Genomic DNA, 24,557 nt, shown 5'->3' on the forward strand with positions numbered 1-24,557 from the left:
ATGAAAACCCAAAATCACCGTCGACAATTTATCAAATCTATGGCGAAAGGCCTGGCGGGTACAGTTCTTGGCAGCAGCCTATTGCCACTTTTTGCCAATGCACAAAGCTCGGCTGGGTATAAGGCCCTGGTCTGCATCAATCTGCAGGGTGGCAACGATGCATTTAACTGCTTTGTGCCTATGGGGACATCAGCTTACAACAGCTACGCTGCAATTCGTCAGGAATTAGCCATTTCCCGCGAACAGTTGCTGCCCCTTAACAGCGGTCAGCAGCCTTATGGTTTGCATAACCATTTGCTCGAAACGCAATCACTTTTTAACCGGGGAAAACTAGCAGTGCTGGCAAATACGGGAAATTTGCGCGAACCCATAAGTAAGCAAGCATATTTTGACAAAACAGCGTTACCACCAGCGCAGTTGTTTTCCCACCACGACCAAACCTTATACGCACATACGTTAAATCAAGGTACGCTGAGCAGCGGTTGGGCAGGCAGAGTGGCTGAATTGCTTGCGCAAAGCAACATCAACCAGCAACTGGCAATGAACGTCAGTTTGTCTGGTGACAACTACTTGCAGCGCGGTATCAATAGATTGCCCTACACTGTGCGCAGTAGCGGGGTCAGTATGATTGACCAGTTGTCGGAAGCCGATCCGACCGCCTTCTCCGCATCTCGTGCCAGGTTGTATCGGCAGTTTCTCAGCAGCACCCGGCCAAACTTGTTACAAAACTATTATGCCGATGTGCAAATGGATGCTTGGGGGATGGCGCAATACGTTACAGATATACTTGATAGTCAGCCCATGCCATCACTTCCTATTTTCGCAGCGGCAAATACCAATAGTTTTGTTCAAAGCCTGGCCATGATCGTAAGACTAATCGCCGCACAGGACGCTTTTGAAGTTAAACGTCAGGTTTTTTATGTCAATCTTGGTGGCTTTGATACCCACCGCGATCAACTAACGCTGCACTCACCACTACTAATGCAGCTAGATCAGGGCCTGGGACTTTTTTACCAGGCACTAGAAGCACTTGGGCTTGAAAACAATGTAACAGCTTTCACTATGTCAGAATTTGGTCGAACACTGACGCGAAACGGTGATGGCACAGACCATGGTTGGGGTAGCCACCATTTTATCCTTGGTGGGGCAGTAAAAGGCGGGCAGATTTATGGGCAACTGCCAACATTAGAATTAGATAGCGATGATGATGTGGGCAGAGGCCGAATAATTCCCACCACCAGCTTCGAACAATATGTAGCCAGCTTATGTCGTTGGTTTGGTGTAGCAAAAGATGACCTGAATCATTTGCTACCCAATTTGCGCAATTTCAACCATCCCGACCTGGGTTTTTTGGGTTAAAGCAGAGTCTGGTCGGCAACAGATTCATTAATGGCAGTACAGGGGCAGGGTCATCGATCTTGCCTTTCCCGAAAAGCCGCCGACTTTCTGTCTCCTCCACGCCCCAACGGCGAAGACCGTCGCCCTGTCCTGGCTTCGATTTGGGCCTTGAATCTGTCGTCACCTAAAACCCAGGCTTTATTAGTGGCCTCGCGAATCACGGCCAGATCCTGTTCCGGCATCAAGCCACGAAATAAGGCACGATATGCACTCTGTCTATGAATCTCTGTTTTGCCCAGTTGGCGATATAGGGAATGTGGCGTTAGTAACTGGATAGATTTACCCAGCGCATTGGCCTGGTAACTGGACCAAGGGTACTCCGCCGCATGACTTACCATATTTGCCCGTACTGGGTTAAGTTCTATATAGCGATACACCGTCAGCAAATAATTGTCGGCATCCACCAACGTCGATTTGTACCGGCCCTCCCATAAGGTACCGCTGCGTCCGTAGGTATAATTAAAATACTGAACGTACTTTCGCCCTTGTGCCTGCATCATACGGCTTACACCCTGCGCACTAGCGGGAGTCACTAATAAGTGAACATGATTGGTCATCAGCACAAAGGCATGAATGGCAACCTGGTATTTGCATGCCGCATCTTTCAGGAATGATAGGTAGGCCCTATAGTCGGCTTGCTCATAGAAACAAGCTTCACGGTTATTACCTCGCTGGATAACATGTTGAGCACAATCAGGTAAGTAAAGTCGGGGCAAGCGTGCCATGACATCCCCTATCTAAGGCCAAAGATGTAAGGCTAATTCACCCGGTATTCAATATCAATGACACTGACCCCATTGGTCGACCCCATTGGTCGGGACCCCATTGGTCGGGATCCCTCAGGATCTGACCCTTTTTATCTTTGATGGGTGTCTCATTAAGTTCTTCCAGCGCTTTCAGCCTTGACCGAAAATATCAATTTTTAGCTACAACATAGTACAATAGCCAATCGTTTAACTCTGAGTATTTACATGCACGAATTTTCTTTTTTTCGTCACAGTTTTCAGTAAAGAAATCATCAGATATCGCTCCTACTTGAACCATATAAAATGAAGTAGAAAATTGCGAATTTACAATTTTTAGAGTAGTGATTCCTATAAAACCGTTCTTGTCCAACCCTGCCATAACGATTTGTAACTGGCTTGCTTTTCTGGTTAATTCAAATCTTTCAGAATCTTCGTTACGTAACTCTTCTTCAATTTCGTCAAAATAATGAGATAAAATTTTTTTGCTAGGGTTTCTCTTTAAGAAATCCGATAACTCTTTCAAAAACCCTTTATCACTTATCACTCTTTGAGCTTTTTCATTCCCTAACTTAACAAGCTCGCTTAGACTTTCATCATTTCTTCCGCAAGCAACAAGTAAAAAACACATAATAACCACAGAAAATAAATTCTTACTCGATATCATCAATACTCCCCCAAGCTACAGGTTCTCTACCCCACATGAATCTCATGATTGGCCCAGCCCCTCCAAATGAGGTAACGTATACAGGAATTGGATTGGTAGAATTTAATCCATACCGTCCATAAAAATGACTAAAACTCTCCCATCTTTTCCTTAAGAGCAAAACATCATTTGTACTCAATGACGTAACTATTCCATGGCTTTCAACTCCCCAAGAGTCTTCAAACCACAAACCACCTTTATTTCCCAAAGCATCTGACATCCCAGCTGGCAGATTAATGTTTGAACCTACTTGACCAGAAAAAAGCTGTCCAACGCCGACGAGTTTATTTTCCTTAGAATTGTAATTATCGCCCCAAAAAGACTCGTTAATGTATTCAACCGAAAATCCTCCAACACTTAACTCGTCATATTCCTGATTAAATAATCTCAACCGATAATTATTCTTATATTCTGATATCAAGTGGTTCATCATATTAATCTTAGACGCTCTATCCGATGTCATCTCTTTTCTATTTGTACTTTTAAGAAAAGCGCTAAAACTAGCCCCATTCCCAAACTTACCACCAGTCACATCAGAAGCACTACCACCGATAGTGTTTAATATAGCTAATCGATTAGCGTATGAGGATGAATTATGTATATCCGGCCGTTTAAAATCATTGTCCAGTGATTGTTGCGGATTCGCTTGCAGAGACTGCCGTGCATTGTTCAGTGCGGTATTGATGCCAAACTTTGCGACTTGTCCATACATCGAACCGCCAAGTTCACTATACCAACCCGAACCTTGGATACCAGCAGTAAAGGCTCCCAGGACCGCCCCTTGCAGGATATTCCCGCCATTGACTGCCGCATCTACCCCGCCTGCAATAGCACCAATAACCGCCTTAGAGCATGCAGGGCAATAATACGAAACAACGGCAGCAACTATTAATCCCGCAAACTTCTTAATCCCTTTCCAAAGCTTGCTAAAGAAATACCCCGACGGGTCCGTCATCGACAACGGATTATTCAGAACATAACTGTATCTATTGTAAGACTGAGAGTTACCCGGTGCCTGAATATGCGGATCAGCTTGAAGGAACCTACCCAAGGTTGGATCGTAGATCCGACCATTCATATGAATCACATCAGCATGATCCACATGCTCATGGCCGGTAAAACCGCGGGTGGTCAACAGCAGGCCTATGCCAAGATAAGTGCTCTCGGCGGCAATGGCCTGCGCATCCAAGCCCCAGTCTTCATACGCAATGCTGCTGCGTTTACCCCAGGCATCAAAATACAGCTTATCCACCAGCTTGCCGTTTTCATCGGTAATGCTGTCGATACTGCCCAGATGGTCTTTATGCAGATAACGTAGCTGGGCTGTGCCGGTGTCTACCCCATCCTGTTGATAGCGGGTGTCTATGGCCCCTGGCAGGTAGCGCTTGATCTCCACCACATTACTGCCGGTTTTGCTCACCACTTCCACATTGCCCAGGTAATAGGTGGTGGTGGTTTCAGCGCCTTGAACAGTGACACGCTTATACCGGCTGCGTTTACTGTCATAGGCAAATTCGGTGGTGGCTGAACCGGCACTTATCAAAGTCGGTTTATCAAAATGCCCATAGTCGATGCGCCTGACCGCACTGCCGTTTTCATAGGTACGGGTCTGGTTGCCATTTCTGTCATAACAGTAGCTAAGATTACCTACCTGAGTGACGGCATGCGGGCCAGCCTGATAGGTACATTGACTGGCCTGCTGACCATACTGGTAGGCTGCGCCATTTTGCACATCCGCCTTACTGTCAATATTACCGTTGGCCTGATAACTGACCATCTCCACATTATTAATATGGGTTAAGCGCTCTACTGCATCATAGCCAAAATGCTCGTCACGTTTGGCAAAGCTCTCTGCCAGGCTGTCACGATGGCGCTCCCGCAAGTTGCCTTTGTTATCAAAACTATAACGATTACTCTGGAACGTCCGCCCCAGGCTGCTGGCCTGGATAGACTCCAGTAAACCGCTATTTTCGTTATACACCCTGTCGGTCACCACCTGGTTGCCCTGCACACTTTGTGTCACCTGGCCAAACGCATCCATGGCCTGTACTGTCATATAGGCTTTACGCAGGCTTTCATCCGCAGCGGCACTAAAGCGGGCTTCTTCCTGTAAATAGGCATAGCCCTGAGCATTATAGTGATAACGAATGCCCCAACACTGGCCCACAATGCTGCGCTCGCTATCAAAACAGCCGTCAAGTCCGGCTTGTGGGTCAAATTGCTGGAAGACTCGGCCGTATTGATCGTAAGTGGTTTGACTGGTGTATTGCTCGCCATTATCCAGCGTGTGTGTCAGGCGCGTTATACGGCCATAGTTGTCATAGCCATATTGCTTGCGCCCTGCCGTGCTGTGGCTAAAGCCTTCGCTGTCCAGCCGGTGATCACTGCCCCAGGCGTAGTCGGTGACTTCGTTGACACTGTTACCTGATACCTGGCGCTTTACGGTGCGGCCCAGGTTATCCCGGTAAAAGGTAGTGGTATGGCCATTGGCATCTTTTTGTTCGATTAACTCCCCCAGGGCGTTATAGCGGTAGGTCCACACGCCTTTATCCGGGTCGTCCATGGCAACTTTTCGGCCCAATTGGTCAAACTGGGTGGTCACTGTACTGCCTGGGTTCTCGCCCAACCATACAGATTGTACTTTGACCAAATTGCCTGTGGCATCATAGCTGTATGTCAGCTCACCCACCTCGTCTGACACCGATACGGTCTCGCCTAGCGCATTAGCGGTTTCGCTGCGAGTACGCTGTACATTGGCGCTGTCATTACTTTGGGTGTCGGTCTGGGTCGTTAGCCCCTGATAACTGATATAGGTCGTGACGCCACTGGCCGCATGCTGATAATAGGGACGCCCCAACCTGTCGTATTGGGTGGTGCTATCATCCCCTCCTGCATACAGGTAATAAGGGTTACTAACCGCAACCAGACGGCCACGCTCATCATATTTGTTGGTTTGCACTACCCATGCACCGTCAAAGCCCTGTTTGGCCTGCGCCACTTCGCGGCCCAGCTTGTCGTAATAACGATACTGAGTGGGTGCGCCCATTGCTTCAGTTCTTTCCACAAAATGATAAGTAAGCTGCGCTATATAAGGTGCGCCCAGACTACCCTGCCAGCCCCTGACAACCCGGCTACCGCCGCCACTGCTAACACTGGTGGCCTGAAGCTGACCAAAGGCGTCGTACTGATAGCGGGTTACGACTCCATTGATATCCGTCATTTGGGTGGGATTACCGAATGCATCCCTGAAATCGACTTCTGACAATAGGAAACGGGCATTACTTTGCTGATCGACATAACGGTGCTGCGAGTCAAACGCCCAACGTTTCACTCTGAGTATCTTAGCCGGATCATCCACCGTATCGGGATAACTTGTGGCTGTGCACGATGTGCTGATATTGCTGGAATGGGTAAGTAGCTTGGTTTTATTCCCCACACTATCGTAACAATGGCGGGTGATAAGGATTTCGAACTTATCGTCAACCTCTTCATCTACCGCTTTGATAGTCTCAGTTTCCAGCAAGCCGGTCTGCCCATCATAGGTAAAACTGGACTTACGGGTAACAGGGGAAACACCTGGCCGACTATGTACCACATCAACGTCGGCGACCCGGCCTAACCACCACTTGCTGATATCATCTTTACCGTAAGTATTGGTGGTACTGACCTTTGACACTTCCACACCTGATGCATCCCTGGTCACCACGTCAACCTTGTGCAGATTAAGGTGGTTATCGTCCTGCTTAATATAAGTGTTAGTGGTTAGCGTCTCGCTAATAGCAACTGTGGCGGTAATATCCTGGTTAGCCGCAAACTGCTGTTCACTGCTACTAAATAAGTAGGGGGAATATACTTCACCGGCCTGCAACATAATGGTCGCATAAGTATTCTGTGCATAGCTTAGCCACTGCGTCCGGGCTATATGAGTAACAGGCGCGTTAAACTGCCCATCAGCGTTCACCGAATGGCTTAGCCCAGGTGATTGAATATCGTATTGCCCCAGGTACTTGAGTGTCGCCACCGGCATGCCAGCGTAGGGGAAGTCTTGCCGATAGAGGGTTTCCGTACTGACCTGGGCCTGCGGATCGAAGGTGCTTATCTTTTCAAACCCGAGCATACCACGTCCACCGGCCTGGGCGCGTAAGCCCTGATAATAGTACTCGACACTTTGCACGCTGTTGTCAAGGTAACTTTCGCCACTAAAGCCGGGCGAGTCAGAGCTGACACGGCTAACCACATACTGGGCGCTGATAATATCGACCACCGGAATACAAGAGCCGCCTTTAAACTGACAGCGACCAAACTGCAGTTGTTGTGCCTGGCTGCCTTTGCTGTAGATACGGTTGTCGGTTAGCGGAGCATACTCAATCTCTGTCTTCACGCCAAAACCGTTTTCAATAGCATAAATATAATTAGCCGGTTTAGTGCTGGGCTGGTCATCCGTTTTGGCATAAAGGCGACGATCTTCTACCATGCGAATCTTGGCCGTACCTGGGTAACCATCACCGTCCCAGTCCACCAGCATCACTGCGTCTTTGAATTTGTCGAAACTGCCTTCATGTAACCAATAGTCTAAACGTAAGTATTGTTGATCTGCACTCTGATAGTAAACCCGCCAGACATTGCGATGACTGTCATAGAACATAATGTCGGCGCGCCCATCATGATTCAGGTCGAATAAAGTCAGGCTGTGTATGCTATCCCGGCTTATGTCGAGCTGTTTTTGCTGACTTCTGAAACCTTTGCCGTTAGACGTGTAGATACCCAGTTTACCGTCCGCCCCCCCTAACAGGGCCACAACATCGGTCAGGCCGTCGCCATTAATGTCCCCGACCCGAAAATCCTCTTTGTTTAAGTTATCCGTACCAAACAACTCGGTAATCCGGGTGTAGGTATAGTTACCGAGCGTCTCATCCAGACTGTAAACGGCCCAGTAGTAACGATTTAACTCGCAATCACCTGGGGTGGGTGTCAGGCTTTCGCGCATCTTAATCATCAGATCGGCAGTACCGTCGCCGTTAAAGTCTGCAGCGGGAAGATTATCGGCCAGCGCATTGACATAGGACGTTTCATCGTCGATAGGAGCCTGCTCGTCAAAACAAATAGCATCCCCATGTTCAAGCGGTCTGGTGCTATCCCCTTGCTGATACAACGACAGTTGCTGTGGTCCAAACATCCCGGATTCTATAGCAGCTAACTGCTCGGCCTGACTGGGTCCCTGAGTAAAGCCGCCACTGACGGTTTGGGGGGTATCAAAGCCACCACCGGGCAGGTTTAGGGCCAGCCACATCTGACTGGAACGCCTGTACAGCAGATCGGGATAGCCGTCAGTATTGACATCATGCAGAAGCAAACTCGTGCCTGTTTGGCTTAGACTGAAGCCCAGATCCTTACTGCTATTGTCAGCCACATCATAGTAGCGCCAGATAAAGCTGCCGCCCACCTTAGTATAATAAAGCAGCTCAACCCCACCATCGCCGTCAATATCGGCGGGCAATAGTTTCACCGGTTTTGTTTGTACATCATCGTTGTAAAGGCTGAACTCATAGGTTTGACTGCCCAGCCCACTGCCAGTATTCAGCTTCAGTTGGGCAGAATAGGCGTTGTTACCCATATCCCTTAAATAGAACAGGTCGGTCAGGCCATCGCCATTGGCATCTACGGGCGTCGGAGAGAATATATCAAGGTTACCAAGCCCTCCTTCAAAGAAACTTTTGCTACCTGACACCTGCTGGCCATGCCATTGGAAGGTCGTCGGATTGCGGCAAATATCGTCCATTCCGCACTCGGTGATTTGCTGCAACCGCTCAACCTGGCCGTTATCAGCAGGAAGCGGGTTCTGATAACCCAGTTTGTAGGCACGCAGCTTCACCTGATTGTGATTGTATACTTCTATGCGCTCCAGACGACGCTCACTTAGCAGTTTGATACCTTGCACAAAAGCGGCAGGAATATCCGTACGCCCGGTCTGATAAACAAAGCTGACCCGATTGTCGCTGTACTGGATTTCATCAAGATAATGTTCAACACCCGCCGCACTCTGCACTAACTGATAGCGATAGAAAATGCTGTTATCCACCGCCTCGTAGTTGTCGCTGATACTGCCTAGATACCAGACAACCTGAACCCCATCGACACTCAGCGTTGCGTCTGTTCTCGCTCCGGCGATATCTGTATTGCCGTAGTAGCGGGTACTGCCGTCCTCGCTTTCCACCGTAAAGTAGTCTGGCCCATTGCCGCTGGTGGTATAGGAAATAATGCGCGTCTTGCTGTCTATTTCCGTGCGGTACTCAGTACCGTTTTCGCCATAGCTGCCATTTACCGCAATTAGTTTCTGGCCGTCCAGACAGAATCTGTCGTCGTTACTCAGGGTCAGGCCAGCAAAGGCACCGTCCTGCTCCAGAGTTTGCCGACAGCGACTGATGGCCGACAATCCACCTAAACTCCAGCCAACGCCCATAGTGCCATTGCCACTCAGGGTACTGTAATTCAGTGACAGGGACGGGGTAACTCCGGCTATGCCCTGCGGCAGCGAGATGGGAACCTGATAAGTGGCGGCACCCGATTCATCTACCCGGAACTCACCGGGTAACAACCCAACCCTGGCTGACTGATTGTCTGCAGAAGCAGGCAGTGCGTAGGGCTGAGCAACGGGTGGCAGCTCAGGATCGACACCGTCCACCTTAGTGCCAATAAAGAACTCGGCCGAGTCTGACAATAATTGACCCGCGCGACTGGCCTGCATAAATAAGGTATGCGAACCATTGGCGAGGCTCTGTGTGGCTATATTGGTTTCATAGCAGCCACCGCCGGCCAGCTCGGTATCAAACCAGCTTTGCTCATCCAGGCTCACCCTGACCTCACTGATCCCGGTCAGATTATCCAGACATAGACGCACCGCCAAAGGCTCACCAGGTGTATGGTATTCATTTGGTACCGGGGTCATCAGGGTAAACACCACTGGCAGGGTATTGACTTCCAGTACTGCGGATTCTTCCTCGCTGCAATACGGCAGTTGTTTGCTTGTTGTCAGGCAGGCCACCAGCTTGTATTGATAGCTGCCAGGTGTTCTGACGATGGTCAGTTGATTGCCTTCGGCCCGCTCTTCCTGGACAGCGAAGGCCCCATACTGACCGTTTTCCCACACGGCTTGACGGAGCTCATAGTAAGTTGCGCTGGGCACCGGATTAAACGCCATGGTAAAGATGCCGTTTTCCGCTTCAATGGTTTGCCAGCGAAGGTTGGAAGGATGTCCCAAACGGCCATCATGGGGGTCCAGTGGATTCAAGCCCAATTCCAGTTCCTGACTGTCACTTAAGCCATCACCATCGCTATCTCCTGAATACTGGCAGGTCATGCTCTGGTTACAGTAGTTGTAAAACAGGTAAAACGCCTGGTCCAGGGCACGGGTTGTCAGGCTCAGATAAACTTCGGAATTACTTAGCGCCAGGATAAGCTGCGTTCTGGACATGCCCGACTGCAGCTCAGCCAGCCATTGTGAAAACCCCTTGCCGCTGACTAATTCTGGAGGGTTAGCGCCAAACATACGCCGGTATAAGGCCTGCAGGAACTGCTCAGCGCTTTGCCCGGCACTAAAATATCCTGCCGCTTCCGGCGCTTGTAAAAAGGCCTCAACCACTTCTTCAGGTTCTGCCCCATACAATAAGGCATAAGCCCAGAAGTTCAGTTCACTTTGAGATGGGCTGCGATTCAGCAGTGCATAGAACAGCCGACCGGCCAGATACATGCGATCGTCGCTAATTTCATCTTCACCGGGCTGCCAGCCGCTGTTGATAATATCACACAGCGCCAGGTTGCAATCGTAACTGCCATTTTGCAGCGGAACCTGCCAGCGCAATGCATAGGGCCCAAGATTACCCCGATTAATAATATGGGTGACACCATCCACTGAATTAACAAATACCCGTCCATCGGCAAAAAGCTTGGCCGCTTTATTCACACCGGCACTGAGCAAATATTGCCACTGAATCTCACCCATGGTATCGACGGCGTAAAACGACCCGTCCATGGCCCCCAGATAAATTAACGGGTGTTCATCAAGCACCGCTGATGCTTCAATGGCGCCGTGTAGTGGTGTTTTCCATTGCTGCTTCGCCAGAAAATCAAAGCTGTACAAACTGTGATTTTGCGTGCCGACAATAATGCTTTGATTAAAACTATCAAAAGCCGGTGTCGCCGTAGCACGGCCGTCCAGTCTGACTGGCCAGCCAGGCAAATATTGCCCGGTTGCCGCATCCAGACCAATCAGGCGTGAACCTTCGGTGACGAAAATCTCACCCTGCGCTTCGATATGAGTGGCCAGCACCCCGGAGCCGGAAACAGCACGTCTGGCGGCAGCATAAGATGCAGCAACAATACTGCTGGTTGCCTGATTTCTGTTGGTCAACCTGGCCACCAGCCCAAAACTGTCCATGGCGGCTTGGCCCTGCTCATCTAACGCCAGATGTGCCGTCGTGGCATCAATATAGCTTAAAGTAGCCGTTACCGGGCTGTTGTCACCCATAGACGCAAGCGTAACGCTGGCGCCAGGATCAAAACCTATCCCGGACAACTTCAGGCACCCCGTGCCACAGGCATTGTACTGTGCCTCAGCCACATAAGGCGGCAACATATTAATCACCAACTGTTGCCCAGGTGAACAGGCATTGGCCGATTCACATGCTGTGATTTTATAGCTATGCAGACCCACTGGCAGTGGTCCCTGCTGATAACTTAACTGATTGCTGCGCTGCACTTCCTGCCAGGACGATGCACTGTCAATACCGCCGGTTTTGTATTCCAGCCGGTACTCACCGCCAGCGCCCAATCCGACATTTTCCCATGCCAGCGTGAACGGCCCGCTCTGTGTCAATGGCATAGCAGAAAACTCAGGGGTATCGGGCAAGGTGCGGCTAACATGAATATCCACACATAAACCGCCGCTGCCCAAAGGGCTTTCCAACGCACCGCGATAGGCCCTGGCACAATAGCGATACTGCCCCGATGATCTGTCGGTAAAGCTCACTTCCCGACTGGAATTATTGGCAACACGACTGCCAAAAGCCACACCATTTTCATACATCTGATAACTGTCGGCAGCGGCCACTTCATGAATAACCAGGGTATAATTGCCCCGGCCGGTATCCACATTAATGCTGCTTAGTTGCGGGGCCTGCGGCGGTGCAATGGCGTTAACCTGTACGGTGATAGACCCGGAGGCATCCCCCACTGCATTCTCACAATCCCGTGGCTGAGCTCGCACATAGTAAGTACCGGGATTTTGTGGTGTCCAACTGGCGGAAAAGTGGCTGGCGGAGGAGCCGTTACAGACTCTTGAATCGGACAAATTCAGATTGCTGCTACCGGTGACCAAAAAGGTTACGGATTGCACTTCGCCATCCGGATCACTGGCGCTGGCGGTCAGGTTAACGCTTTGCCCCACTTCAATAGTAACCGGCGACGTATTTGTCATCACCGCGTTGGGCTTTTGATTAGGCGCTATCACTTGCAAGGCCTTTTTCGTCGAGCTAACCGTATACTGGCTATCGGACGCCTGCACCCAGAAATAATACGTATTGGCCGAGGGCGGGGTCCAACTGCAACTGGACGATGTCCCGCAAATTCGGTTACATGGGGCACTACTGCCATTGGAAAGATTCTGACAAAAACGGTAACTCAGCGCATCGCCATCTGGATCAGAACCTGATGCAGTGAGCACCACCGACGAACCCTGATTAATACTGGAAGCAGATAAGGTCAGCGAAGGGGTATAAGGTGCACTATTGGGTGGAGGACCAACATTAAGTGAAAAAGACCGGGAAGCAGTGTCCTTTCCGTCGTATACACTGACGCTAATCTGGTAACTGCCCTGCAGAACATAGTTCCAGGTTATCGTACCGGTAGACGCATGAATAGCCATCCCCGATGGCTGGCCGCTTAAACTAAATGCTAATGGTGACGGCCCGTTATCTGCATCCGACGCCCCTACTCTGTAGCTAAAGGAATCGCCTTGGTTCTTGCTAAAGGAGGGGATACTATCCAGCACCGGTGGAATATTGGCTGGCGGTAGCACGGTAACAGTAAAGGACGTCGAATCAGACAAACCACTCTGGTCTGTGGCTTTCACCCCCACATTAAAATTCCCAGTTATGCTGGCTGGCGGTGTCCATCGGAACTGAGCGGACTTGGAATTGGACTGGTTCACTATTGACATTCCGGCATGCGGAGGAGAGCCGTTAAAGGTAAAGTTGAGATTGCTACTATCTGCATCGGTTGCCGAAAGCGGCACCGTCAGCAATTGTCCCGCTGTAACCGATTTTGATGAAATAGCGCTGAGAACTGGTGCTCTGGGCGGTGCAGAGTTAGTAATAGAGGTTTCCGCAGAATAGCCGGAGCAGCCGTCACTGTTACAGGCCTTCACCCGGTAGGTTCTGGTACCATAAGTTCCCTGAGGACCCCAGGATTTTTGCGTTTGAGTAGTACTACCATTCAACCCCCAGCCTTCGTTATTCCACTTAATATAAACTTCATAACTGGTCGCCCTGGCAGCACTATTCCAGCTTAACCTAAAAGCATCGTTGGTGTTATTTGGATTGCTGGTGCTGTATGGGTTGGTAATGACCACCTGCAAACCTGTCGGTGGTGATGGCGGGCTTTTAACATTTATTGTGATATTACATGTAGCCACGCGTCTGACTGCAGACGGCTGTATGGTCCCTTCTTCAATACCTTGTAATAACTCTTTGAATGGTATTGCATTAATTATGTTACGGGCGTACACCTCAACTTTAACGTTATAAGTTCCTGATTTTCCAACTCCAGGTGCCCAACTTAAATAGCCATTTTGGTAGTTGTTATAGGGGCTTTCCAATTGCAGTCCACTTATCTGAGCATTGGTGGTTGGAGATACCGGGTCTAAAGTCAGATACATCTCAGGATGTATCGCATCAAGCGTAACATGCGCCCTGTTATTTTGTCCGGCCGTTACTTCCCAGGAACTGATATAACAAATGGCGTGAGCTAAAGATGGCAATAGCCCCAATAAGCAAATAAGCGTTCTAAACCAAACAACTGTGCCCATTACATCCCCTCCCTGAGATCAACCGTCCATTCCTGCTCTCCCAGATTGTCGCTAAGCGCCATACCGGCAGCGACTGCCTGAGACAGGTTAACTCTGTGTAAGATGCCCTGATTGGTTCTGATATAGGCCATATTACCCACCACAACAGGCGTACTGCGAATTTGTTCCCCCGGTGATAAATTCAAACTGATAATAGGAATCGGCACCTGACTCAACGCCAGATCAAAGTGATAAATCTGCCCCGCCGTTGTCGTGACGAGTACGCCGTTGCTCCAAAACACGGGACTGGCAACTACCGATATCGGCAATACTTGTTGCAGTAAATTTTGCCCATCGGCTTTATCCAGACGATACAGCATGCCCTTGCCCTGGCTGTTATTCGCAGTTACAAACAGTCTGTTATCTTTTTCCAGCGGAGGGCTAACGACTTGTCCGATATCCTCCAAAACCCAATCCGGCCCTGCACCGCTTTTATGCAGACGGCCGCTCAAATCGCCAAAGTAGCGTCTGCCGTCATCAGCCACCAACATTGAGCTTGGTAATACCGATTGGGTGGCATCATCTGTAACTTGCCAACGGGAGGTATGGACAGCTTTGACAATAATCCGCACACGTTCCTGTTGCGCCTGCCCATTAATATTTTTGGCAACGAGAAGGATATCCTGGCTGTGCTGAGGCTGAATTTTCAGTGTGCCCAAGACTGGCAGATTATCCTGTAGAGTGCTGCTTTGTCCCTGCCACTCTGTTGACAGGCGAACATCCACTGCCCCCTGCGCCTGCCAGGCAAGCGTCACTTCTTCACCGGGACCGGCCAACACCTGTGTGTCTGCATAAAATGCGCTAATCAGGTTATCCGGGCTATCATTGACGTCTGTTTGCGTCGCCAGGGTGAAGTCACTGCAACCAAATATATTGCAGGCGCTGACCTGGAATACCTGCTGGCTGCCGCTGACAGGAGCAGCCGTCACCTGAGTCTGAGACTCGCTAGGCAAAAAATCGTGCCAGGCCCCCTGGCTATCCATGCGTTGAACTTGATAGTAGTCAGCATTCTCCACTGCACTCCAGGCGAGCAAATAGGCAGGTTCGGAATTTTCCGCATAAGTAACGGACTCAGGCGCATCAGGCAGTAGTTGCACACTTTGCTCTGACGAATAAACCTTGTCACTACAACCGGATTCATTGCACGCTGCTACCGCAAATCGATAGCTACCATTGAGATCACCAGCCGTCATAGAGAAAAGATAGGGAAACAGTGTCACCTGTCCGTCCACTAACGTGGCTGTTTCAGCGCCCAGCTTTTTATATACCTGATAAAAGGTAGCGCTGTTTACTGCCGACCAATTCAAACGAACCTGCCCCTGAGGGGATATCTGCGCCTCCACTGCATTGATGGGTAGCGGGCGCCAGTTTACCGCCACTGCCTGCGACTCAACGGGCAAGCTGCAAATTTGCCCATCCTGAACTGAACAGGCAATCACTCTGAACAGGTAACTACCGTTGTCCGGATTAGGTAAGGCGGCGGATTTAGCCTGCAAACCGACGGACAAAGGCTGCCACTCCCCATCACCGACTTTTTTATAGCTAAGTGTAAATTGCACTTGTGGATCACTGTGTTGCCAGCCAATGTCCGCCCGACGATTGGTTTCATCCAACGTGATCACTAATTGAGTCGGCGGTTCAGGGGCCGCAGTAACATTGATATTAATGATCAATTTAGCAGGGTTGCTTTGTAGCCCGTCGGTATCCATTACCCGGTATGTTAAGCGCTCTTCACCAACAAAACTGACACCGCTGTAATCCAGTTCAATTTGCCCGCTGGTTGGAGATAGATGTCGAACCTGACCTCGACTTGGTCCGCTAAGACTGAGCGTTTGCCAGTCAATACCGTTGTCATCCGTCACACTTAGCGCCAAGTCATACAGAAGCACTAAGGCATCGCGATTGACGTTCAAATAAACATCCTGCGCCTGTGGTGGGGTATTAGGCTTGTCTTCTTCTACCACCGTTACCTGCACAGATTGAGCACTGGCCATTACATCTTCGTTATCAGTGGCTTGTGCCGCCAGGGTATAAACACCGATTTCCGGTGGCAGCCATTGTACGCTGAATGGTGCTTGTCCCCACTGGCCTATTATTTGACCATTAACCGTCAATACTACGTTTGTGATCTGGCCGTCACTATCAACTGCGTCAATAAGAATATCCAGCGCCTTCCCCTGGGTAATTTGTGTACCCTCAACTGGAGAGATGATTGCAACTGTTGGTGCCAGGTTCCCGGGCTCCTGTTCATAGAGTTTAATATTGCTAAACGTGCTCTGCGCGCTGGGGCTGCTTACATCGTGATCATTAAAGAAATACAGATATTGGTAGCTACCACTCAGGAACTGCCCTACTGGAATTGTGTAGTGCGAAACTTGCCCGGGGGTTTGATAAGTATCAAAATTTTGAATACCTTCAGACTGAGTGCCGAAAAGTTTAAAGCCATTATTATTCACATCCTGACTCAGGTCATTATCAAATCCTATGCCATGCAATTCACCTTCTGCGGTGCTGCTAAAATCAAATTCGAGTATTGTATTGGGTGTAATTGGGTAATTAACGTCAATCTTTTTCCAAAGATTGCCGGTTAAGTTAAGTGCTTTCCCATCATCACTTATTTCTGCCTGACCAGTTAAATCGTGCTCCGGGTCAAAACTGACAACCTGATAGGGTTGGCCACTAACATGCAACAAGCCAGGTACTGGGTCAGGATTGTCATTGCTTCTTTCAATCTGCCTGGCAATTTCTTTCAGATCCCAAACAACGCCGTTTGAAAAGTATATTTTGTTAAGCCGAAAATCCCAGGAACGGTACCCGGTGTCCCAATTGAGTACTGTTATTACCGCATTATCTGGCAGTAATATCTGCATATCCAGCCCGGTGGCCCGAAAGCGAATCTGGTCAGGTAAAATTCCCTGTCCTAGATGCAATCTGTCATACAAACTGCTTGAGTCAATTGTATCGTTACCATCGCCCGGGTCATAATAATAATCTCGTTCGCCTGAAGCGAAAACCAGCGTGTCGTCACCTTTTCCGGCTCTGACACCGATAGTTAAATTATATTCACTGAAATCAATGATATCATTCTGATCAGTGCCAGCAAATATGGTATTTTTACCAACAGCTCGGTAATCCCAAACAGTCCCATCGAAAAAAATCATATTATTGATAGAAAAGGGATAAGAAGTGCTGCCTTTAAACCAACTATCAACATAAATTAACGAACCGTCTGGCAAATTATAAGTAAGCCGTTCCGCCGTGGCGGAAATACTTAAATTTAGAGGGTTAATACCTTCCCCCCAAATCATCGTGCCATAAATATCTGCATCATTAATAGTATCTGTACCATCTCCCAGATCATAAAAATAAGTATGTTTTCCTTTACCCATTACTATCTGATCGTCACCTTCTCCGCCTCTAATCCCAATGGGAAGAGAAAGGTGGCTTAACTCAAAAACATCCCCGGCGTTGGTTCCCTGTAGCACCATTACACTGCCAACGTGTTGATAGTTCCATATTGTTCCGTCTGAAAACTCAATAGTGCTAATGGCAAATGGCCCATAGGTATAACCTGTTGCCCAATTATCAATAGTTATCACTGCACCGTCGGAAAAACTAATCTGCATCAGATCCATAGTTGCTTGTAGTATTATATCTTCAGGAGCAATACCGGGGCCTAATATCAGACGAGATCCTTCTGAAGATTTATTATGGATAAGGTCACTTCCATCACCTAAATTATAATAATAGGTGTGTTGTCCATATTTCTTCCACAGGGTAATTTCATCATTTCCCGCACCTGGTTTAATATGCCAATTGATATTGGTCATTGCTAATTCAATGACGTCATCGCCGGTAGTTCCGTTAATAATGGTCTTACTGGCAATGTTCGGATAATTCCATACATCACTTCCATCTAGAAAAATAAAACGATTGATTCTAAATGGATTACCCTGTCGCTGCAGAACAAGCCAGTTTACGACCGTAATTACTGCATTATCGGGTAATGTTATATATAGGTTTTGAAGATCAGCAGAAAGCTGTAAGGATTCAGGTGAGATATCATTTGAAAATGTCAGGCTGTTATCATCGTCGGTATCATTAATAACCAGATCGCCACTGCCTAAGCTGTACGTATAGTTATCAATATTATCCTGAGCTAAGCTATGGTTTGTGACAGATAAGGTCAATATGCCGACAAACAGCAAAAACCAGGCGCGCCCTAACAGGCCCGAGTCCTTTCGCATAATACTCACTCCGTGAAGGTGTGTTTTTTGCCACAACGGGCGACAGTCTGACGCCCAAGGCTATTATCGTTATATTTTTCAGTTCATATCGTCTTAATTATCTGCACAATTCAGCACAATACGACTACTTAACAGTTGGTTAACTTGTCAGCAAACAGAGCATTAATCAAGCACTTTTTTATAGCAATCAACGCTGCTTCATCGCGGCCACCGCCAGCCCAGAACCGATAAAAGTGATGCCTGCGCCAATATTCAAGCCATTCACTACTTTGGGGCGGGCTATCAGCCAGTGGCTGATTTTTGCCGCAAAGATGCCCATCAGGGCAAAGCCGGTTGCAGTTAAAACTGCAAACCAGACACCATACACCAACATTTGCGTGGTTACCGAGCCAAGCTCGGGGTTGACGAACTGCGGAACAAAGGCCAGCACAAACATACCTGGTTTAGGGTTAAGTGCTGCGGATAGAAAGCCCGTAGAGAAGATACTGGTCAGGGACTGCTTTTTAACCGGCTCCAGGGTAAACAGGCTGCGTGAGCGCAGTACCTTGATCCCCAGCCAAATCAGATAGGCGGCCCCAATCAACTTAACAGCATAAAAGGCCACAGCGGAGGTTTTAATCAGAAGTGTCAGACCAAAGGTGGCGGCCAGCACATGAAACAAAATGCCGGTGCCGGATGATAAGCCAGAAAGCACAGCGGCCAGTTTGCCCTGACTCAGCCCTCTGCCGATGGCCAGCAGATTATCCGGACCAGGGGATAACACCAACAGCACACAGGCCAGGCTGTAGGTCAGCCAGACTTCGATGGGAAACATGCTTCATTCCTTGTATCACTGATTTACAAGACACATGCTAAAGACAACGACGCTAAACCACCAGTTCCATACAGGTTAAACAAAAAGCAATAAAAAAGGCGCGAAATCGCGCCTTTTTATGCTAACAACCTATAAATTAGCGGGTCAGTTTGACCTTCTTCGTGGTGCTGACCTGAGCATGAATACGGCGGTTGGCACTGTGCGCCGCCTCATTGTCTGCGCGATCCAGTGGGCGGGACTCGCCATAACCCACAGTGCTGATGCGCTCGGCACTGATAGCATAGCGCTCTACCAACAGTTTTTTCACAGCGGCGGCGCGGCGTTCAGACAGTGCCTGGTTATACGCGTCAGTTCCCACTAAAGAAGTATGGCCTTCGATGGTAACGGTGGTATCAGGGTATTGCTGCATAAAGTCAGCAAAGTTCTTTACCTGCTGAGAATCAGGGTTGGCAATTTTGTGGCTGTCATGAGCAAACAGCATATCCAGCGCGCTGGATACGGTTTTTTCATCAAATAAGGTACAGCCGAATGCATCAACTTTGTCGCCCTTAGGCGTATTGGCACAGCGATCCTGATTGTCATTGACGCCGTCACTATCACTGTCTGCCGCAGTTTGTGCCGGTTCGTTCAATTGACTACTGATGTTTGAAGGGGTACCGCCGGATGCACTGTTGCCACCAAAGGTATATGCCAGGCCCAGTTTCAAACCGAAGTCGGTAAAGTTCTGACCAAAGTCGTAATATGCCGCGGCTTCTGTGACCAGTTTCCAGTTCTGGCTAAGATCCCAATGTCGACCCAGACCAAAATTCACCAGTCGATAGTTTTCACCCAGGTTTTGATGCTTAAAACCGGCAAACAAATAGGTCTGCTTTTGATCGAAGTAATGCAGCGCGTCGATACCAAAGCGGTCGCCGTCACGATCATTCAGGCCAGACTCGGAATCAAAGTTGAGCCGCGACCATTCCAGACGCGCGCCCCACTCGGGGGTAAAACGAAACCCCAGCTCCGCACCCAGACCAGACGCATCATCAAAGTTGTCCAGGCTGTTGGGCTTATCGTTGTCAACCTTGTAGTACTCACCAAAGCCAGCTACCCAGGCACCGTATTGGGGGGCTTCCTGCGCTAAAACAGCGGAAACAGGCAGCAGGCTGAATAGAGCAGCCTTGATTACAGCATTTAATTTCATGAATATCCCTTAAAAGTGAAAAATGTGCGCATGCGAAATCAGCCGGTTCAACCTTTGTTTTGTTTATTATTTGGTTAACAAACCAGCACACCGAAAAATTCGGCGCAGGATTGTAGCAATATTCGGCAGTGTAGGGAAATAGCTTAAAATCAATATGTTGTGCATTATTTTCGGCGCCGCCCAACATTTAATCACAAAACCGATATATTCGACGCCATTGTGCTTGTTCAGCCGTTATCTGGCTTTCTCTGCCTGACACTCTTCGTTACCATACGCCGGCCTTTAAAATGGAACCTCTTCATGCAACTACTACAAGCCAGTCTTTACGATCAGCCCCTTAGTCTGGAAATCCGTCACAACCAACAGTGCCTGTTTTATGCTAACGAGCTGGTCAGTGAGCAACCTCATGCTGAACACACCACGCACCAGTTCCTTGCTGCCGGGGTGCAAGCTGAATTAACATTACAGATGCTGCCCGGCACCCAAAAAATGCGCTATAGGCTTAGCCTGGATGGGCGCTGCACCCATTCGGAAGAATTTCTGCTGCCCGCAGAGCCCGCCAGTAAAGGCACCATCGGTCTGTTAGCACTGGGCTTTAAGTTATTTAAAAGTGCCAAGGTAGTAAAAGCGGCGCTAGCTGCGGCTTCTTTAGCAGGTTATAGCTGGTTATTCAGTTTTGAGTTTGCCCTGGTGCTGGTAGCTTGTCTGGTAGCGCATGAATATGGCCATGTGCGGGCCATGCAATACTTTGGCATTAAAACCAAAGGTATTTATCTGATCCCCTTTGTCGGCGGACTGGCCTTGTCCGACGACAAGCTATCAACCCGCTGGCAGGATGTGGTGATCTCCATAATGGGGCCGGCGTTTGGCTTGTTTATGGCGCTGGCCTGTCTGCTCGCCTTTGTGATTACCGGCATAGAGCTGTTTGCTGGTGCAGCGGTCATTGGCGCACTATTGAATTTATTTAACCTGCTGCCAATTCTGCCTCTGGATGGTGGACATGTGATAAAGAGTATCAGCTTTTCCATGCGCTCCTGGCTGGGCCTAAGTGTGTGTATGCTGGGTATGGCGCTTGGGCTGTTGGTCTCCTGGTACTTTGGTCTGGCCTTACTGGTATTGTTTATTTTAATTGGTGCGCTGGAAATTGTGTTCGAATGGCGCAGTCGCCATCAGTCCTATTTGGTGCCTCTGAACCGCTATGGTCAGTGGGTCTCCGCCCTTTGGTATCTGGTGGTTATCGGCGGACATATTGCTGTTATTTATAGCTTCGCTGACACCGACCACGCGATACTGACGCTGCCCATGCAGATCCTGTCAAATTGATGTGCCAACCAGGCAGGTTCATACTGTATACTTCGCCCCCCGCCAGATACAGCATCGAGCACTCATGACATTTGCGCAATTAGGCCTGTCGCCTGCCCTGCTGAAGGTGATTTCGCAGCAGGGCTACCAAACCCCAACGTATATTCAGCGTCAGAGCATTCCTTTGATCTTGTCTGGCCAGGACCTGCTGGCCTCCAGCCAAACCGGCTCGGGGAAAACCGCCGCTTATGCTTTACCCTTGATTCAACAGCTGTTAGCCGGGGCCCCTGCGCGGTCCAACCACATCAGGGCCTTAATTCTGGTGCCCACCCGCGAGCTGGCCATTCAGGTCAGCGACTATATAAAAGCCTGCACCTTGGGCATGCGTCTGCGTACCCAGGCAGTTTATGGCGGGGTAAAGATCAATCCACAGATGCAGCGACTGCGCCCCGGTGCAGATATTCTGATTGCTACCCCCGGCCGCCTGTTGGATCTGTTTCGCAGCAATGCCCTGGGTTTCAGACAGCTTGGCTATTTGGTGCTGGATGAAGCCGACAAAATGCTGGACCTGGGTTTTCTGGCTGAGGTCAAACAGATATTGCATTTACTACCGGCTAACAGGCAAAGCCTGATGCTGTCTGCCACCTTTTCGGATGAGGTGCGCGGGCTCGCCGGCAAAATACTGCATCAAGCCACTGAGATAGCATTAGACACCACCAACAGCCCGGCTGCTGACGTGCAGCAGTGGCTGATTCCGGTCAACACCGGACGTAAGGCTGAACTGTTGATAAGGCTAATCAACCAGCACAACTGGCAACAGATATTGGTATTTTGCCGCACCAAACAAGGGGCGGATCGGCTGGTAAAAAATCTGGTTAAACACCAGCTTGCGGCAGCCGCCATCCATGGTGACAAAAGCCAGAGCGCCAGAATCAGAACCCTGAATGAGTTTCACCAGGGCCTGCACAGAGTGTTGATTGCCACCGACCTGGCGGCGCGTGGGTTGGATATCAAACAATTACCTGTGGTGATTAACTTCGATCTGCCGCATATCAGTCAGGACTATATCCACCGCATTGGCCGCACCGGCCGTGCTGGTCAGTCAGGCCAAGCCATTTCCTTTGCCAGTGCAGAGGAATTTGACAATCTCAAGGCCGTTGAGCGCCTGATTGGCCAATTATTGCCAAGGCAAATCGAAGTCGGTTTTGAACCAGGCTCGCCCTTGCCTGAGTCCATTTTGGATCTGCGTCCCATCAAACCGAAAAAGCCCAAGAAGCCGAAAAAACCCAAACAAGGCACACCGCCGCAAAGCTGAGTGGGTGAAAAATAAAGCTGGCTAATCCCTAAAAAAATCCATGCGGCCTGTTACCTGAGCAGGCTACACTGCATGCACCTTAACGGACCCGGGTCCCCCCATCATGCACAGACTTGACGACGGTCGAACCTTAGCGCAGCACAAATTTAAGTATTATGACCTGGTGATGGTCGCCACCTGCGTAATTATCGTCTGTTCAAATATTATTGGTGCCGGCAAAGTCGCCACTATTGCCGGTTTCAGCTTTGGTGCCGGTATCTTATTTTTCCCGTTGTCTTATGTGCTGGGTGACGTACTGACCGAAGTATATGGATATGCGCGGGCCAGGCGGGTGATCTGGGCTGGCTTTGCCTCTGCGCTGTTTGCCGCCGCCATGGCAGCCTTTATAACGGCCATCCCGCCCGATGCCAGTTGGAACAGCGATCTCGGCGGCATTTCGATGCAGCAGGCGTTTGCCCTGAATTTCGGCCAGGTGCCGCGCATTATCTTTGCGTCGGTACTGGCAATCTGGGCCGGCGAGATGGCCAATGCCTTTGTTATGGCGAAAATGAAAGTGCAATCGGCTGGCAAAGCGCTCTATCAACGCACCATTGGCTCGACCATGGTGGGCCAGGCGGTAGATACCCTGATTTTTTATCCGTTGGCATTCTATGGCGTATGGAGCAGCGACCTGATCATCAAAGTGATGCTGACCAATTATCTGCTGAAAGTGGGCTGGGAAGTGCTGCTGACACCCTTCACCTATCTGGTCGTCAACCGCTTAAAACGTAGTGAAGGCGTTGATGTGTATGATAAAGACACCCACTTTACGCCTTTTTCCATTAAGTCATAGGCTATGGGTTCATTCGGGACGGAAATACTTTGCCATTATAGTCTGGTAGGTACCGTCATTACTGATATCCTGCATCGCATGGCGAAGCCCAGCAATGATCTGCTCATCCGTGCCGCTGCTGGCAGCAAGGTACAAGCCTGGGCTATGACTGACCTGGGTATGCTTATGCACGGTCTGAGCAGCCACCCCTAACTCACTGAGAATGGCGGCGGCGCTTAGCTCAGTGGCAAACACCGCATCCACCCGCCCTTTGAGTAATAAGCGCCAGGACTGAATCTGTGTCACCGTCGGTGCCAGGCGCGTGGCTTCAAAGTCCAGAGATTCCAGCAACTGTAATTCATAACTTTCCCTTGGCGCGGCCACGGTAAGCAACCTGGCCTGGCGCCAGTCCTGAATGTCGTCCAACTTGCGCGCATTGAGGCTGTAAAAGTGGTATTGGATATCACGGAACTTACTGACCCAGATAAACAAGGGCTCACGCTGTGGTGATCTGACCATGGAAAAGATCAGAATATTAGGCTGGTCCTGAGCTATCTGATAGGCACGGGCCCAAGGGTGAAACTCAATTCCAGCGTCAATGCCCGCCCGTTTCAACGCTTCTTTTACCACTTCCACATGCAGCCCCTGCTGCCGACCATTTCCCCCCTGTAACTGCAGCGGCGGTAATATTTCAGTCAATACCCGTATGGGCGATTCAGGTACTGCCAAGCCAGGCTGACTCATTGCCCAAAGCAAAAAGCCAATCATTCGCAACATTCTAGAATACAAGGCTCTGGTAAAATCTGGATTCAATGACAACGTCCGCATTCGGGGGCAATCAATTGCCGGTTCGGTTATTCACTGGTTTCTTGCTACATTCTTGAGTAAGCGCGCAAGAATCACAAGCCAAAGAGCT

General features: G+C 49.5%; 11 protein-coding genes. 4 read left to right on the forward strand and 7 right to left on the reverse strand.

Translation table 11 applies throughout. The features are described from left to right. Positions 1-1,359, forward strand: a complete 1,359-nt coding sequence (locus ABD028_RS06335; protein WP_343843071.1) for a DUF1501 domain-containing protein — start codon at positions 1-3, stop codon at positions 1,357-1,359. A gap of 50 nt (positions 1,360-1,409) precedes the next feature. Here ABD028_RS06335 and ABD028_RS06340 read toward each other — a convergent pair whose 3' ends face one another. The 6 genes from ABD028_RS06340 to ABD028_RS06365 form a co-directional block, all read right to left on the reverse strand. After that, a complete protein-coding gene (locus tag ABD028_RS06340) occupies positions 1,410-2,123 on the reverse strand; it encodes a transposase (protein WP_343843072.1) in 714 nt (237 codons plus the stop codon). A 190-nt stretch (positions 2,124-2,313) separates the two neighbouring features. Then, positions 2,314-2,808, reverse strand: coding sequence for a hypothetical protein (locus ABD028_RS06345; RefSeq protein ID WP_343843073.1), 495 nt, complete (start codon positions 2,806-2,808; stop codon positions 2,314-2,316). Continuing rightward, entirely contained in the window at positions 2,795-13,471 is a 10,677-nt protein-coding gene (locus ABD028_RS06350; protein WP_343843074.1) for an FG-GAP-like repeat-containing protein, read from the reverse strand. Before ABD028_RS06350 ends, ABD028_RS06345 begins: the two co-directional genes overlap by 14 nt. Before the next feature lie 455 nt (positions 13,472-13,926). Further along, a complete protein-coding gene (locus ABD028_RS06355) occupies positions 13,927-18,174 on the reverse strand; it encodes a calcium-binding protein (protein ID WP_343843075.1) in 4,248 nt (1,415 codons plus the stop codon). A 226-nt stretch (positions 18,175-18,400) separates the two neighbouring features. Then, a complete protein-coding gene (locus tag ABD028_RS06360; RefSeq protein WP_343843076.1) occupies positions 18,401-19,027 on the reverse strand; it encodes a LysE family translocator in 627 nt (208 codons plus the stop codon). A gap of 136 nt (positions 19,028-19,163) precedes the next feature. Beyond that, positions 19,164-20,213, reverse strand: coding sequence for an OmpA family protein (locus tag ABD028_RS06365; RefSeq protein WP_343843077.1), 1,050 nt, complete (start codon positions 20,211-20,213; stop codon positions 19,164-19,166). Between the two features lie 300 nt (positions 20,214-20,513). On the opposite strand from ABD028_RS06365, the gene ABD028_RS06370 reads away from it, so the two are divergent. The 3 genes from ABD028_RS06370 to ABD028_RS06380 all read left to right on the forward strand — a co-directional run bounded on the left by ABD028_RS06370 (position 20,514) and on the right by ABD028_RS06380 (position 23,662). Beyond that, entirely contained in the window at positions 20,514-21,536 is a 1,023-nt protein-coding gene (locus ABD028_RS06370) for a site-2 protease family protein (protein WP_343843078.1), read from the forward strand. Positions 21,537-21,600: 64 nt separating this feature from the next. Continuing rightward, on the forward strand, positions 21,601-22,830 hold the full coding sequence (locus ABD028_RS06375) for a DEAD/DEAH box helicase (RefSeq protein WP_343843079.1): 1,230 nt from the start codon (positions 21,601-21,603) through the stop codon (positions 22,828-22,830). A 103-nt stretch (positions 22,831-22,933) separates the two neighbouring features. Further along, the gene (locus ABD028_RS06380; protein WP_343843080.1) at positions 22,934-23,662 is read left to right on the forward strand and encodes a queuosine precursor transporter; all 729 of its coding nucleotides are present in this window, start codon (positions 22,934-22,936) and stop codon (positions 23,660-23,662) included. A 9-nt stretch (positions 23,663-23,671) separates the two neighbouring features. On the opposite strand, the gene ABD028_RS06385 is transcribed toward ABD028_RS06380, so the two are convergent. Further along, a complete protein-coding gene (locus ABD028_RS06385) occupies positions 23,672-24,418 on the reverse strand; it encodes a substrate-binding periplasmic protein (RefSeq protein WP_343843081.1) in 747 nt (248 codons plus the stop codon). Positions 24,419-24,557: the final 139 nt, after the last annotated feature.

The organism is Bowmanella denitrificans, assembly GCF_039522935.1.
Taxonomy (GTDB): Bacteria; Pseudomonadota; Gammaproteobacteria; order Enterobacterales; family Alteromonadaceae; genus Bowmanella; species Bowmanella denitrificans.

Bases quoted from the DNA above. Each gene is read 5' to 3' on its own strand.
- ABD028_RS06340 (WP_343843072.1), bottom strand. From the start codon at position 2,123: ATGGCACGCTTGCCCCGACTTTACTTACCTGATTGTGCTCAACATGTT.
- ABD028_RS06345 (WP_343843073.1), bottom strand. From the start codon at position 2,808: ATGATATCGAGTAAGAATTTATTTTCTGTGGTTATTATGTGTTTTTTA.
- ABD028_RS06370 (WP_343843078.1), top strand. From the start codon at position 20,514: ATGCAACTACTACAAGCCAGTCTTTACGATCAGCCCCTTAGTCTGGAA.
- ABD028_RS06380 (WP_343843080.1), top strand. From the start codon at position 22,934: ATGCACAGACTTGACGACGGTCGAACCTTAGCGCAGCACAAATTTAAG.
- ABD028_RS06335 (WP_343843071.1), top strand. From the start codon at position 1: ATGAAAACCCAAAATCACCGTCGACAATTTATCAAATCTATGGCGAAA.
- ABD028_RS06385 (WP_343843081.1), bottom strand. From the start codon at position 24,418: ATGTTGCGAATGATTGGCTTTTTGCTTTGGGCAATGAGTCAGCCTGGC.
- ABD028_RS06365 (WP_343843077.1), bottom strand. From the start codon at position 20,213: ATGAAATTAAATGCTGTAATCAAGGCTGCTCTATTCAGCCTGCTGCCT.
- ABD028_RS06360 (WP_343843076.1), bottom strand. From the start codon at position 19,027: ATGTTTCCCATCGAAGTCTGGCTGACCTACAGCCTGGCCTGTGTGCTG.
- ABD028_RS06375 (WP_343843079.1), top strand. From the start codon at position 21,601: ATGACATTTGCGCAATTAGGCCTGTCGCCTGCCCTGCTGAAGGTGATT.